This window comes from Streptomyces resistomycificus (genome assembly GCF_001514265.1).
Taxonomy (GTDB): domain Bacteria; phylum Actinomycetota; class Actinomycetes; order Streptomycetales; family Streptomycetaceae; genus Streptomyces; species Streptomyces resistomycificus.
Window position 1 is genome coordinate 338,874 of sequence record NZ_KQ948992.1, and the last position, 13,973, is coordinate 352,846.

The following is a 13,973-nucleotide window of genomic DNA, read 5'->3' on the forward strand; positions in this document are numbered from 1 at the left end:
CCCATGAGCGACCTGCCCCGATTCGTGACGCTAGCACGCACCCCGCCGACCGGAACCCGGACGGGCTCCGGTCGGCGGAGTGCGCGGCGCACTTATGGGCCGGATCAGCCGAGACGCGTCAGCTTGTCCTGCAGGCCCGGCTCGACCAGGTCCTTCTGCAGGGCCACCGGGACCTTCACCGCGCCGCCGGATCCGTCACCGACGGTGAGCGTGCCGACCTTGGCGCCGGCCTTCGCGGTGTGCGGTACCTCGTCGGAGGCGAAGGACAGCTTCACCTTGAAGCCGGCCCAGCCGACCGCGGTGACGTCCTTGGTGACGACGACCGGCGTCCTGCCGCCCAGCCCGTCGTCCACGTATCCGACGACGTCGCCCTTCTTGAGGATCTTCGCCGACGTCATCTCGTCCTGCGCCGCCAGCATCGCGACCTTGCTGACGTCGTTGACGGTCTTGATGATCGGCGACTTGTGCTGGCCGAGGATCGCGCCCACGAGGGTGACGGTCTCACCGCCGACCTCCTTGCGGGCCGCGAAGAGGAGGTTGCCGCCGGCGGCGGTCGTGGTGCCCGTCTTGATGCCGATGGCACCGTCGTAGGGGACCAGATAGTTGTAGTTGTACCACTTCTGTCCGGACGGATCGATCCACTGGCCCATGGACGTGATCTCCATCAGGCCGGGCATCTTCACCAGCTCGTTGCCGAGCTTCACCTGGTCCTCGGCGGTGGAGACGGTGGTCTCCTTGAGGCCCGAGGCGTCGGTGTAGGTGGTGTTCTTCATCCCGAGGTCCTTGGCCGCCGCGTTCATCTTCTTGATGAACGCCGCCTCGCTGTCCGCGTCCCAACGGGCCAGCAGACGCGCGATGTTGTTCGCGGACGGGATCATGATGGCCGCGATGGCCTGGCGCAGGGTGAGGTTGTCACCCTCCTTGACGGTGTTGAGGGTGGACTCGCCGTCCTCGTTGTAGCCGCCCTCCTTCTCGGCGGTGGCGTCGACGGGGACGTTCGGCCCCTCCGAGCCCGACTTCAGCGGGTGGTCCTGGAGGACGACGTACGCGGTCATCGCCTTGGCGACCGATCCGATGGCGACCGGCGTCTGCTTGCCGAAGTCGCCCATCGTGCCGATGCCGTTGACGTCCATCCAGCCCTGACCGGTGCTCGGCCAGGGCAGGTTGGCCTTGCTGCCGTCGAAGGTGTACGAGTCCTCCGCGGTCAGCGTCAGAGTGGGCGCCGGCAGCGGGCGTACGGCCTGCGCGATCGCAAACACAACCGCCAGCAGCAGTACCAGCGGAGTCCAGATCTTGACCCGCCGCACGGCCGTGCGGACCGGCGTCTGTGGAGGCGGCGGCGTGTTCGTCAGCTCCGCCAGCAGGTCGAGCGGTGGCTTCGGGGGCAACGGCTGCTGGGTCGTCCGCTCCGGGCCCAGCTGGGGGACGGGGGCGGTCGCGTCGGCGGGGGCCGGGGTGGGGGCCTGGGTGGGGGCCGGGGTGGGGGCCTGGGTGGGGGCCTGGGTGTTCGGCGCCGGCTTGCGCGTCGCCGGATCGTCCAGCGGCTTCAGCGCGACGAACTTGCTGGTGCGCTCGGCCGGAGTCTCGGGCTCCTCGCCCTTCTTCCGGACGGCGTCCCCGAGCTTCAGCATGGTCGTCGGCTGATCCACGGGGGGTGCGACCGGCCGAGGAGCCTTGAAGACCGCGGTGGGCTGGTCCACGGGGGGCTCGTCGTCGTCCTCGGCGACGGGGGCAGCGGTGTCCTCGGAGGCGTCGTCGGTCTTGGTGCCGTCGGCAGCCTTGGCTTCGGTGTCGGTGTCGGCTGCCGCCTCGGCGCCCGAGGCCGACTGGTCGCCGGGTCCGGCGGCCGGAGCGTCCGGGGCCGAGGCCTGGTCGGCCTCGGCCGGCGCGGGCTTCCGGTCCGCGACCTCCGCCTCGCCCTCGGCCTTGGCGGGCTCGTCCGCGACCTTCGCCTCGCCCTCGGCCTTGGCGGGCTCGTCCGCGTCCGCGTCCGCGGTCTCGGCCTCTGCCGCAGCGGCGCTGTCCGCGTCGTCGGCGGCGGGCCCGGCAGCCGGAGCGTCCGGGTCCGAGGCCTGTTCGGCGTCGGCATCGGCGTCGGCGTCGGCTTCGTCCCGCGCCGACTCCTGGTCCGTGGTGTCCTCGGCATCGGCCGCGGAGCGGTCCGCGTCCGTCCCCGCGGGGTTCTCGCCGTCCGCGGTGGCCACCCACGCGGCCACGGCGTCACGCAGCCGCGCGTCACCCGGCGTACCGGCCTCGCCGCGACCCTCGGAGCCGTCGGCGGGGTTCTCCCCCGCCTCGGCGGCCTCCGCGCCGTCAGCGCCCTCACCCGGCGGCTCCTCGGCGTTCTCAGGGTCCTCCTGGAAGTCCTCCGTCGAGTCCGCGTCGGCGGGCTCCTGCCCGGCCTCCGCCTCATCGGCGTCGCCCGGCGTCCCGTCGGCGTCGGTCTCCGCCTCGGAGCCCTCCCGCGCGGCCCCTGGGGCCTTCTCCGCGTCCCCGGCGCTCACGGCGTCCTCGATGTCCTCGGTCCGCTCCGCCGGATCGGCGTCCGCGTCCTGGGTCCGCTTCGTCTCCGCGGTGAGCTCTCGTACCGAGAACACCCGCGTCGCCGTGTCGACGCCTCCGCGGGCCACCGCGAGGCGCGGGTCGCGCTTCTCGGCGGTTTCGGGGCGCTCGGGAGACTCCGTCCTGGCCTCGGGAACCGGGCCCGTACTCCCCGACGTCGGTTCTGCCGACGACTCGCGCTTCTTCGACCTGTCGGGGGACTCGCCCGCCACCGATGCCTCCTCCTGCGCCGCACGCCATCCGTGTCCGTGCGCCTATCGAACCGTGAACCGCCGCCCGGAACACCGCTCCCCCGCGTTGTCCGAACCATGTACCAGTGTCCTGTGTGTGGGCTTGCCCAGAGCGGTAGACGAGAACGACATACCTACCGGTTCCCTTACAAACAGGTCACGCACCCTCGACAGACCAATGTGAGAGGGGTCACCCTGTCATTCATCCACGCGGGGAGGCATGGATGGGCAGGAGCCGCAGAACGATTCCGGAAGAGCTTCTACTGCTGGCGTTGGACCCGACCACGGGTACCACCGCACAGCCGCAGTCGCTCGACCTTGGTCTGGCCGGAGCACAGCTAGTGGAGCTGGCGCTGGCCGGACGGATAGCCCCAGACGGGGATCGTATCGCCGTGGTGTCCCCACGGCCGACTGGAGATCCGACACTGGACTGCGCGTTGGAGTTGCTGCGAAGGCGTGGCGCTCCCGTACGGGCTGTTCACTGGATCGGCGGGCCGCGTCTCGGGCTCCGCCAGACCTACCTCTCGCATCTGGAGCGGTGCGGCATGGTGCATGCCGTGGCGGGCCAGATGTGCGGAGTGCTGCCGACGACTCGCTACCAGGCGACGGACACCGAGATCAGCCGGGAGATCAAGGCCCGACTGGACTCCGCGATCCGCACCGGCGTACCGCCGGACCCGCGGACCGCGGCGCTCGCCGCACTGGCCCACGCGGTCGGCCTCGGCAAGCACCTGTATCCGGGGAACGAGGGACGCTCGTCCCGGTCCCGGCTGCGGGACCTGATCAGGCACGACCCGATGGGCGGCCTCGTGGCGCACGCCGTGATGGACGTCCAGAACGGCGCGGCCGCCCAGCCACGCCGCAGCCCGGCACCGACCGGCCGCCAGGCCGCCCCCGGAGCCAGGCCCGCACCGGAACCCGCGCGCGGCGTTCCGATGCAGCCGCACCGCGGATCCATGGTGCGTGTCGTGGCCCACTGAGCCGCGGTCACACGACAAGCACGACAGGAGCCACGGGCACCACAGCACGACAGGCACGACAGGGCATCACGCACCACGCACCGCCGAGCGCCGCACCGCAGTCCCCAGGACCGGTCCGGGAGCCGCAGGTCCGCGCGGGGTGACGGAACCGTACGTCCGGACGACGACGCGGTTCCGCCACCCCGCGCGGCCGTGTGTGCGGGGACCGCGCATATCCCCCGTTTCCCAGCGGTAGTAAGCACCTTGGTGGCAGTCTGCTCAACAGCAGATACGCAAAGTGGCAATCATGAGGCACGCAGCCGGAGGTGCACGTCCCGTGGCGTCCAATGTCAATCCCACTGTCAGGCGACGCCGGCTGGGCCAGGAGCTGCGCAGGCTCCGCGAGCTCAAGGGCATGACGGCCGAGGAGGTCGCCGAGCGGCTGCTGGTGTCGCAGTCGAAGATCAGCCGGCTGGAGAACGGCCGGCGCAGCATCAGCCAGCGTGACGTCCGGGATCTGTGCGGGGTGTACGAGGTCGACGACCAGCGCATCGGCGAGTCGCTGATGCAGATGGCCAAGGACTCGCGCCAGCAGGGCTGGTGGCACGCGTTCGGGGACATCCCCTACAGCGTCTACATCGGCCTGGAGACGGACGCCGAGTCGCTGCGGGTCTACGAACCCCAGATCATCACCGGCCTGATGCAGACCCGCGCCTACGCCGAGGCCATCATCAGAGGCGGTTCGCCGGAGACGTCGGACACCGAGATCGACAAGCGGGTGCAGGTCAGGATGCGGCGGCAGGATCGTATCGCCGCCGACGGGGAGCCGTTGCGGCTGTGGGTGGTCCTCGACGAGGCGTCGCTGCGCCGGGTCGTCGGGAGCCGGCCGGTGATGCGCGAGCAGCTGGAGCACCTCGCGGAGATGTCCCAGCGTCCGCACATCACCGTGCAGATCCTGCCGTTCGAGGTCGGCGCGCACCCCGGCATCAACGGCCAGTACTCCATCCTGGAGTTCGCCGACGCGGCCGACTCCAGCGTGGTGTACATCGAGGGCGTCACCAGCGACCTCTATCTGGAGAAGGCCCACGACGTGCAGAAGTACACGGTGATGTACGAGCACTTGAGGGCGCAGGCGCTGAACGTCGACCAGTCGACCCGGCTCATCGAGGACGTGGCGAAGGAGTACGCCCGCTGAGCCTCTCCCGCCCCTCTGGTGGGCGAAGGGCCGGATGCTACACCCCAGTTGGGTCGGACTGGAAGTATCCCCTGGAATATGCCATCCAGAAGAGTGAACGACTGCTCCGGAAGGGGAGGCGAGCGAGTAGCGTCGATCACGCCAACGATCAGCAAAGGTTGGCGGAAACCGAACTGCGCAACTCGCTTACGGAGCAAACACATGGCAATTCTTCAGGGCGCCACCGACGCGTGGACGAAGTCCTCGTACTCCAACAACAACGGCGCCTGTGTCGAGGTCAAGTCGCCCACCGTCGCGGTGCTGGACGTCCGCGACTCCAAGGTCACCGACGGGCCGACGCTGGCCTTCCCCACCGAGGCATGGAGCGCGTTCGTGGCCTCGGTCAAGGCGTAGGGAGCGGGTCTTCCTGATCCCCATCCCCGGCCGACCGCACCACCGACAACTGCACAAGCACCATGAGAGCCCTCTCGACCAGATCGCCGTCCTTGCCGAGAGGGCTCGGCTTGTGGCCCGGTGCGCCCCGACTCCCGCTCAGCGCACCGGGAACGCCACGTCACACACCGGATCCTCCGCGCCCGCCGCGTCCCAGTCCGCGAAGTAGACCTCCCGGCACGGCCCGTCGTACTCCAGACCCTCCCGCCTCATCCAGGCCTCCACCGCCTCGAACGCGGCCAGGATCTGCGGATGGGCCACCTGCGCCTTGGTGATCCGGGTGTAGGCCAGCCGCAGAGCCGGCTCCACCCGCACCGCGAACTCCCGGCCGCGGCCCTGTCCGGCCAGCCAGGCCCGCGCCGCAGCCTCGTCTGCCACCGGTACGCACGACTCGGCCGGGCCGTCGCTCTCCATCGACACCTCGGAGTGGTAGGCGACGTAGGGCGGGGCGGTGATCCCGCCGCACTCCCGTGCCGCCTCCTCCAGCCGCCCCAGCGACGCGCCGATCCAGGCCGGCAGCTCGTCCGCCAGCGTGTGCCTGAGCTCGGTGATCACCACCCGCGCCGGTACGTCCACCGTCTCGACCACGAACTTCCCGTACATCTCGGAGTTCCTCCCCGACAGTCGTCCACGGAGGTACTCGACGAGTGTCCGCTGCCCGGCCATCCGCGCCTCGACGTCCGTCCAGTAGGCGGCCAGCCGGTCGGCGCTCCTGACTCCGTCCGCCTCGACCACCTCGGCGATCCTCGCCAGCGGCATGTCGAGTTGGCGCAGCATCGCCACCAGCCGGGCGCGTTCCACCTGGTCCGCGCGGTAGTAGCGGTAGCCGCTGACCTCGTCGACGTGCGCCGGGGTGAGCAGTCCGAGCCGGTCGTACAGCCGCAGGGCCTTGGCCGACAGCCGGGCCCGCGCGGCGAACACGCCGATGGTGAGCAGATCCTGGTCCACCGCGTCATCCTCCGTCATCGGACGGCTTGCTCCGCCCGATGAGGAGGACGCTCGACCCTGCCCCAGGGGCAAGGTCAACCGGCCAGCTGAGCCTCCACGGCGGCCACCAGTTCCGCGGCCTCCGGCTCGGTCTGCGGCGAGAAGCGGGCGACGACCTTGCCGTCCCGGCCGACGAGGAACTTCTCGAAGTTCCAGCGGATGTCGCCGCTGTGGCCCTCGGCGTCGGCGAAGCCGACGAGGCGGTCGTACAGCGGGTGCCGGTCCTCGCCGTTGACCTCGACCTTCTCCGTCATCGGGAAGCTCACGCCGTACGTCGCCGAGCAGAACTCGGCGATCTCCTCGGCGCTGCCGGGCTCCTGCCCGAGGAACTGGTTGCAGGGCACGCCGAGCACCGTGAGGCCGCGCTCCCCGTACTGGGCGTGCAGCCGCTCCAGACCCGTGTACTGCGGGGTCAGCCCGCACTTGGAGGCCACGTTCACCACGAGCACGGCCCGGCCGGCGTACTGGCCGAGATCCGCGGAGCCGCCCTGGAGGGCACCGATCTCGACGTCGAGGGGGGAAACACCGTTGCTGTCTACAGTCGTCATGAGCGGATGCTAACTCCGCCGGGTGAAGCCGTGGCCATCGGCGCTACGCGCGGAGCCACCCGATCCGCACCCATCCGTTACGACCGGCACCCTTGACAGGCTGCGTGGTGTTTCGCGACTTTTGACCCTTGGGGTAGGGCGCGGCAACGCGTCCTGGGGGACAACAGGGGGGCGTCGCCTGTGCGAGCCATGAGCAAAATCGAGGCGGACATAACGATCCACAGACCCGAGGAGCTGAGCACCGGGCTCCGCGAGGCCTGGCACCGGGCGATGGACGAGTCGCCCGACTACCAGAACCCTTTCCTGGCACCGGAGTTCGCGGTCGGCGTCGGCCGATACCGGAGTGGGGCGGCCCGGGTGGCCGTTCTGCACGAGCACGGGGAGCCCGTCGGCTTCCTCCCGTACGAGCGGGGCGCGTTCGGCGTGGGCCGGGCCATCGGGCTCGGCCTCTCCGACTGCCAGGCCCTCGTGCACCGGCCCGGCGTCACCTGGGACGCCCGGCGACTGCTGCGGGCCTGCGGACTGTCCGTCCTCGAGTTCGACCACCTCGTCGAGGAGCAGCGGCCCTTCGGCGACCACGTGACGGGCACGTTCGCCTCCCCGATCCTCGACCTCAAGGACAGCGGCGACAGCACCTACCCCCAGTGGCTGCGCGCCACCTACCCGGGGCTGGCCAAGACGACGCTCAAGAAGGAGCGCCGGCTGACCCGCGACCATGGCGAGACTCGGTTCGTCCACGACGAGCGCGACCCGAGGATGCTGCGCCGGCTCATGGAGTGGAAGTCCGCGCAGTACCGCAGGACGGGCCGCATGGACCGGTTCGCCCGGCCGTGGATCGTGGGCCTGGTCGACCACCTCTTCCAGGTCCGCGAGGAGCACTTCACCGGCGTCCTGTCCGTGGTGTACGCCGGGGACCGCCCGGTCGCCGCGCACTTCGGCCCGAGATCGCGCACGGTCTTCGCGGCCTGGTTCACCGCCTACGACCCGGACTTCCACTACTACTCGCCCGGCCTGATCATGCACCTGCGGATGGCCGAGGCGGCCGGCCGGGACGGCGTACGGATCATGGACATGGGGCGCGGCGACAAGGAGTACAAGGACTGGCTCAAGACCCGCGAACTGCGGGTGGGCGAAGGGTTCGTGACGCGTGCCCATCCGGTCGCGGCGGCCCACCGGCTGTGGCGCAGACCGGTGCGGGGCCTGCGCAACACGGTCCTGGCCCACCCCTCGCTGCGGGAGCCGGCCGACCGCCTCCTGAAGACCGTCGGCACGCTGCGCACCTCGGCCCGCCCGGCCTCGGGCAGGGCGGCCCCGCGGCCCCACTGAACCGACCGACCACCCCGCCCCGCGTGCCCGTCGGCCGAGCGGGCCCGCCCGCCCACCGAACCACCGGGCCCGCCCGCCTACCGAACCACCGGGCCTGCCCGCCTACCGAACCACCGGGCCTGCCCGCCTACCGAACCACCGGGCCTGCCCGCCTACCGAACCACCGGGCCCGCCCGCCGAACCGACGGCCGCCCGCCCGGCACCACCTCACCGCGGCCTTCTCCCCACGCCGGCGCGCCATGCCGCCAGACGCGTCCTAGGCCGCCCCTGGCCGGCTCCGGTGGCCCTCGCACGACGAACGACGTCCACGCACGGCCCATTCGACAGAAGAGGTGACGATGCCGTACGGATCCCGGCTCGCCGCGACGATGACACGGCGACTCGGACGGGAGTGCGTCTACGTGCCCTCGGCACGGCTGGCCCTGTACCTCGCGCTCAGGCGCTGGTGCCGGCCCGGCGGCCGGGTGCTGATGTCGCCGGTGAACGACGACGTGATCCTCTTCGTCGTGCTGGCGGCCGGACTGCGCCCGGTGCAGGCCCCGGTGTCGGCCTGGGACGGCAACATCGACCCGGCGGCCGTACCGGAGGCCACCTGGCGCGGCGTGGACGCGGTGCTGAGCACCAATCTGTACGGAATACCGGACCGGGTCGGCGAACTGAGCCGCCGCTGCGCGCAGTTGGGCATCCCGCTCATCGAGGACGCGGCACACGCCATCGGCACCCACGTGGACGGCCGGCCCATCGGGACCTTCGGCAAGGCGGCCGCCTTCAGCCTCTCCAAGCACGTGGCGGCGATGGCGGGCGGGTTCCTCGCCGTGGAGGACGGCCGCACCCGGCGGGAGCTGGAGCTGCTGCGCGACGACCTCCTCGAACCGACCCGGCTGCGCGCCGACCTGGCCGCGACCCTGCGCCCGCTGGCCCGCTCGGCCGTGCGGACCCTGCACCTGGTCCGCCCGGCATGGCGCACCATGCAGCGCCTGGGCCTGCTCGAACGCGACGACTTCCGGATGCCTCTGCACGCCCCGCGGCTGTCCGCCTCCGCGCTGCGCGCGCCGAACCTGACCGCCTACGAGCCCTGGGTCCGTGTCGACCTGCACGACTTCCGCACCCGTCACGGGGCCCTGGTCCGCGGCCAGTTGCGGCTGCGGATGTCCCGTCTCGACACCGACCTCACCCACCGCAGGGCCGGCGTCACCCTCCTCTCCGGCACGGCGTGGGCCTCCCCGGCCCTGCGCGACCGAGCCGCTCACGACGGCCCCTACCCCCTCTTCCGCGCCCCGCTGCTGGTCGACGACCGGGACGCCCTCGCGGAACGCCTCGTGGACCACGGCATCGTCTCCGGGTACATCTACGACCCCCCGCTCGACGACTACGCGGGCGCCGAGTTCGTCGACCCGTCCCCCGACCCGGCCCCCGCGCGCTGGTTCGCCTCCCATGTCCTCCCGGCGGACCCGCTCCTCGCCCACCGGGTCATCCGCGCCCTCACCAGGGAACGCGCCACGACGGCCCAGCCGGCGGCCCCGGCCCCGGTCCCCGACACCAGGAAGCCGCCGACACCGCTGGGACAGTAGGGACTCCGGGCCCGCCCGGAGCGACGCCGTGGGTGGCGGCACGGCACCCCGCCACCCATTTCTCCGGCGTGGGGTGCGCACCGGCGTTTGCCGGGGCCGACCGCCAGGAAGAATGCATGGTGAACCCAATAACCGGGGCGGCCCAAGGGCGACATGCCGAAGTCCGGTTGAGACAAGCGCGTCGGTGGGCGGCCCGGGCGGCGCCGCGCAGTTCGCCGTGCGGTACGAGGGCGGGCCGGACGGGACGTACGTGTGGGCGCGGGTCGGCGCGACGGCGCGGGCCGGCGTGACGTTTCCGTAGCGCCTCACCCAACCTGCGGGTGCGCAGAGCGCCCGAATCCTGCATCGGTGGCCGGCTGCCTCTGCCTCGCATCGGCCGACTGACCCTGCCTCGCTTTGTCGTGCCCGCGACAGTCGGCGGGCGGGGGAGGGGCGCCCCGAAGCGCCACGTCTCACCCTGCCGCGTCAACTCCCTGTGCGGCAGCACGCTCCCGGGAAGGAGAAGGCATGCCCCAGTCCGACGACGAGCTGCTGGTCGCGCTCCAAGCACGGTTCGAGCGCGACGATCCGAGATTCGCCCGGGCGATGAGCGCCGGACGCCCTTTCCAGCCCCGTGAGTACCGGCACACACGCGCGTGGTGGTCGCTGGCCGTCGCGCTGGCCGTACTGGTCGCCGGCGTGGTCGTGGCCGACGGACTGCTCATCGCGACGGGCCTGGTCCTCGCCGGGATGGCCGCGCAGCTCTTCGACCCGCAGCGTTCACGCGGGCGTCGCTGCCCGCCCCGCCGCTGAAGACGGACCCGTACGGCCCCTTCTCCGATCTCCGCTTTACCGTATGCGCTAAGCTTCTTTACCAAGCACTTACGCTCTCTTGAGCGTGAGTATGCTCAGCCGTAGCAGTGATCGCCGATTTCGGGACTGACGTGAGTTGGGGGGCGTGCCATGGGTCGAGTCATCCACGTGCGCGTCGACAACGCGGCTCGCGACGGCGTCCCTGATACCAGCGGCACCGGTCCCGGCCGCCTCTCCGTGCGCTGACCCGCCGTTTCTCCGGCGCGACCGCCCCGCCGCCCGCCCGAGCCGCGTCCGCCGGCTCGCGCACACCCACCCTCACAGCGCCGACCCGCTGCCTCCCCCGACTCCCTGACACCTCGTCGAGACCACGACCGACCTCCACGAGACCTCGACAGGGCCCACGGGGAACCCGCCACCCGTACGGCGCCGACGCCCCGCACCGCGCTGACCGAGCGCGCCGTCGGCACCCGCCCTGGCACAGACGCCGCCGCCGAATCGACCACGGAGGACAGACGCCCGTGCACAACACCACCGCCCTGCTCATCGAACTCGGCGCGATCATCCTCGTCCTGGGTCTGCTGGGACGCCTCGCCGGCCGGGTGGGGTTCTCGCCCATACCCCTGTACCTGCTGGCCGGCCTCGCCTTCGGGCACGGCGGCATCGTGCCCCTGCAGGCCAGCGAGGAGTTCGTGGCCACCGGCGCCGAGATAGGCGTCATCCTCCTGCTGCTCCTGCTCGGCCTCGAGTACAGCGCCTCCGAACTCGTCACCAACCTCAAGTCCCAATACCCTTCCGGCGCGGTCGACTTCGTCCTCAACGCCGCTCCCGGCGCGGTGATGGCGCTGCTGCTCGGCTGGGGTCCGGTCGCCGCCGTCGCGCTCGCCGGCGTCACCTGGATCTCCTCCTCCGGCGTGATCGCCAAGGTCCTCGGCGACCTGGGGCGGCTCGGCAACCGGGAGACCCCGGTCATCCTGAGCATCCTGGTCCTCGAGGACCTCTCCATGGCCGTCTACCTGCCGATACTCACCGCCCTGCTCGCCGGCGTGAGCCTGGCCGGCGGCACCGTCACCCTGCTGATCGCCCTGGGCACCGTCGGCGGCGTCCTCTACCTGGCACTGCGCCACGGACGCCTGATCAGCCGCGCGGTCTCCTCGGACAACGCCGAGATGCTGCTGCTCGTCGTCCTCGGCCTCACCCTCCTCGTCGCCGGCCTCGCCCAGCATCTCCAGGTCTCGGCGGCGGTGGGCGCGTTCCTCGTCGGCATCGCCCTGTCCGGCGAGGTCGCCGAAGGCGCGCACAGTCTTCTGACGCCGCTCAGGGATCTGTTCGCCGCGGTCTTCTTCGTCTTCTTCGGCCTGCACACCGACCCCGCGGACATCCCGCCGGTCCTCCTCCCGGCGCTCGCCCTGGCCGCCGTCACCACCCTCACGAAGATCACCACCGGCTACTGGGCCGCCCGACGCGCCGGCATCTCCGCCAAGGGCCGCTGGCGGGCCGGCGGCACCCTGGTCGCGCGGGGCGAGTTCTCCATCGTCATCGCCGGACTCGCCGTCGGCGTCGAACCCCGCATCGGCCCGCTGGCCACCGCGTACGTCCTCATCCTGGTCATCCTCGGCCCCCTCACGGCCCGTTGGACCGAACCCCTGGCCCACCGCCTCACCCACCGCCGCACCCCGCCACCCGCACCGCGAGACGAACCGACGGTGACCGAACCGGCGACGGCTGTGCGGGCCGGTCACTGAGGGGCGATCGGGCCGACCTGCGGTGCGGGTGTCGGCCCGCCGCGGGGGAGCCCCTCCGGCATCCACTCGTCGGACACCGCAAGGCCTCCAGGCTCGGGGGACGAGACGGCTGTCCCTCCTCCTGTGGTGAGGGTGAGCGGGTGTCACGTGCGGTACGAGGGCCGGGGGCGGGGACCCCGCCGTGACGGGCGGCGCACGGTCCCTTCGCGTTTGGCCTGCGGCGGGGCGGCCTGGGGGGACGCGAGCCGAGCCGGACGGACGCTCCCGGTTCCGTCCCGCGCGGCGGAAGGGCGAGAACCGGTCAGTTCCCGCCCGCCGCCCGGGCGTGGCGCGCGGAGGCCGGTGACCGGCGTCGAAGCCGTTACTCGCGGGCGAGGATCGTCGCGGCCGCCGCCACGCCCTCCCGGGTGCCGATCACGATCAGGATGTCACCGCCGGCCAGCCGGAAATCGGGCTTCGGCGAGGGGATGGCCTCGGCGCGACGCAGTACCGCCACGATCGACACCCCCGTCTCGGTGCGCATCCGGGTGTCCCCGAGCAGCCGCCCGTTCCAGTGGGCCGTAGCCGACAGTTCGACCCGCTCCGCCACCAGCCCCAGCTCGGTGGTGGACAGCAGGTTCGGGTTGTGGTGCGCCGGCATCATCGCGTCGATGAGCGCCTCCGCCTCACCCGCGGTCAGCCGCACCGACAGGGCGCAGGCGTCCGGGTCGTCCTCCTCGTACGCGCTCAGCGTCCGCGCGCCGTCGCGGTGCGCGACCACCGACAGACGGCGCCGCTCCTTCGTGGTCAGGTCGTAGCGAACCCCGATCCCGGCCAATGGCGTACTGCTCAGGCGTGGAGCACCCACGACTGCCCCCTGTCTGATTCCGGCGTCCCTCAGGACGGCTGTTGGTGCCACCCTAGCCAGCGTCCGGAATCGGGCAACGCGAGTGTGACGGCCGTCGGCCGGATGGGAGAATCCGCTTCCAGGGTCCACGCCGCCGTGGCGGCAGGCGTCCCTCGTGCGTCGAGGAGGACCGAGGAAGGGCGGGGAGCATGATCAGGCTGGTGACGCTCAGGACCGGCGCCAGGCCCGTCCCCCGCCCCGTCGACACCCCGCTGGTGTGGGCCTCCGCCTTCGGGGGTGCACTGATCCTGGTGGCACTGCACACCACGCTCGTGGGCACGGACCGCCCGGGGCTCGCCCTGGCCGCGCTGTCCCTGCTGGCCGCCGCACTGGGCCTGTGTGCCCGCTTCACCGCCGCCCCCGGCACCGCCGTACTGTGCTGGCTGTTCCTCAACGGCTTCGCCATACCGCCGCTGGGCACCCTCACCTGGGCCGGACACCGTGACGTGTCCTGGCTCGCCTGCCTGTGCGCCGCGACCCTGCTCGGCACCGTACTGGCCCGCGTCGCCCACGCCCGCGCCGCCTACCGCCGCGTCACCGCCGCCATGACCCCGGCGTCGGACCTCGACGACTGGCTCGACCGGCCTCGCGGCAACTGACGGCGGTTCCGCCTCGACGGTCGCTCCGGCCGCCGCACCCCCGACCGCCGTACCTCCACAGGCCGCTGCGACGCGCCGGCATGACCGCGCCCCCGCGTGCCGCCAGCTACTCGGCTGCGGCTCGAACATCGCCCGATGTTG

12 protein-coding genes are annotated in these 13,973 nt (G+C 71.9%); 8 read left to right on the forward strand and 4 right to left on the reverse strand.

Annotation, left to right across the window (positions count from 1 at the left end):
* Positions 1-104 precede the first annotated feature (104 nt).
* Positions 105-2,774 carry a D-alanyl-D-alanine carboxypeptidase gene (locus AQJ84_RS19795; RefSeq protein WP_059198845.1) on the reverse strand — a complete coding sequence of 890 codons (2,670 nt, stop codon included), beginning with the start codon at positions 2,772-2,774 and terminating at the stop codon, positions 105-107.
* A gap of 242 nt (positions 2,775-3,016) precedes the next feature.
* Between AQJ84_RS19795 and AQJ84_RS19800 the strand changes: the two genes are divergently transcribed.
* The 3 genes from AQJ84_RS19800 (at position 3,017) to AQJ84_RS19810 (ending at position 5,339) form a co-directional block, all read left to right on the forward strand.
* Entirely contained in the window at positions 3,017-3,772 is a 756-nt protein-coding gene (locus AQJ84_RS19800; RefSeq protein WP_030039000.1) for a GOLPH3/VPS74 family protein, read from the forward strand.
* Positions 3,773-4,088: 316 nt separating this feature from the next.
* Positions 4,089-4,946, forward strand: a complete 858-nt coding sequence (locus AQJ84_RS19805; protein WP_059198846.1) for a helix-turn-helix domain-containing protein — start codon at positions 4,089-4,091, stop codon at positions 4,944-4,946.
* Positions 4,947-5,147: 201 nt separating this feature from the next.
* Positions 5,148-5,339 (forward strand): DUF397 domain-containing protein, encoded by a 192-nt coding sequence (locus AQJ84_RS19810; RefSeq protein WP_030039003.1) that lies wholly within the window; start codon positions 5,148-5,150, stop codon positions 5,337-5,339.
* Positions 5,340-5,477: 138 nt separating this feature from the next.
* Here AQJ84_RS19810 and AQJ84_RS19815 read toward each other — a convergent pair whose 3' ends face one another.
* The gene (locus AQJ84_RS19815) at positions 5,478-6,344 is read right to left on the reverse strand and encodes a MerR family transcriptional regulator (protein WP_030039004.1); all 867 of its coding nucleotides are present in this window, start codon (positions 6,342-6,344) and stop codon (positions 5,478-5,480) included.
* A gap of 56 nt (positions 6,345-6,400) precedes the next feature.
* Positions 6,401-6,913, reverse strand: coding sequence for a glutathione peroxidase (locus AQJ84_RS19820; RefSeq protein ID WP_030039005.1), 513 nt, complete (start codon positions 6,911-6,913; stop codon positions 6,401-6,403).
* A 189-nt stretch (positions 6,914-7,102) separates the two neighbouring features.
* Between AQJ84_RS19820 and AQJ84_RS19825 the strand changes: the two genes are divergently transcribed.
* The 4 genes from AQJ84_RS19825 to AQJ84_RS19840 all read left to right on the forward strand — a co-directional run bounded on the left by AQJ84_RS19825 (position 7,103) and on the right by AQJ84_RS19840 (position 12,347).
* A complete protein-coding gene (locus AQJ84_RS19825) occupies positions 7,103-8,239 on the forward strand; it encodes a GNAT family N-acetyltransferase (protein WP_037802486.1) in 1,137 nt (378 codons plus the stop codon).
* Positions 8,240-8,577: 338 nt separating this feature from the next.
* Positions 8,578-9,810, forward strand: a complete 1,233-nt coding sequence (locus AQJ84_RS19830) for a DegT/DnrJ/EryC1/StrS family aminotransferase (protein ID WP_051869687.1) — start codon at positions 8,578-8,580, stop codon at positions 9,808-9,810.
* A 507-nt stretch (positions 9,811-10,317) separates the two neighbouring features.
* Positions 10,318-10,602, forward strand: a complete 285-nt coding sequence (locus tag AQJ84_RS19835; RefSeq protein WP_030039008.1) for a DUF3040 domain-containing protein — start codon at positions 10,318-10,320, stop codon at positions 10,600-10,602.
* Between the two features lie 521 nt (positions 10,603-11,123).
* A complete protein-coding gene (locus AQJ84_RS19840; protein ID WP_030039009.1) occupies positions 11,124-12,347 on the forward strand; it encodes a cation:proton antiporter in 1,224 nt (407 codons plus the stop codon).
* 361 nt (positions 12,348-12,708) lie between these two features.
* On the opposite strand, the gene AQJ84_RS19845 is transcribed toward AQJ84_RS19840, so the two are convergent.
* Positions 12,709-13,194, reverse strand: a complete 486-nt coding sequence (locus AQJ84_RS19845; protein WP_225877164.1) for a cation:proton antiporter regulatory subunit — start codon at positions 13,192-13,194, stop codon at positions 12,709-12,711.
* Between the two features lie 188 nt (positions 13,195-13,382).
* Between AQJ84_RS19845 and AQJ84_RS19850 the strand changes: the two genes are divergently transcribed.
* Complete coding sequence (locus AQJ84_RS19850) at positions 13,383-13,832, forward strand: hypothetical protein (RefSeq protein WP_030039011.1); 450 nt, start codon at positions 13,383-13,385, stop codon at positions 13,830-13,832.
* The last annotated feature ends 141 nt before the right edge of the window (positions 13,833-13,973 follow it).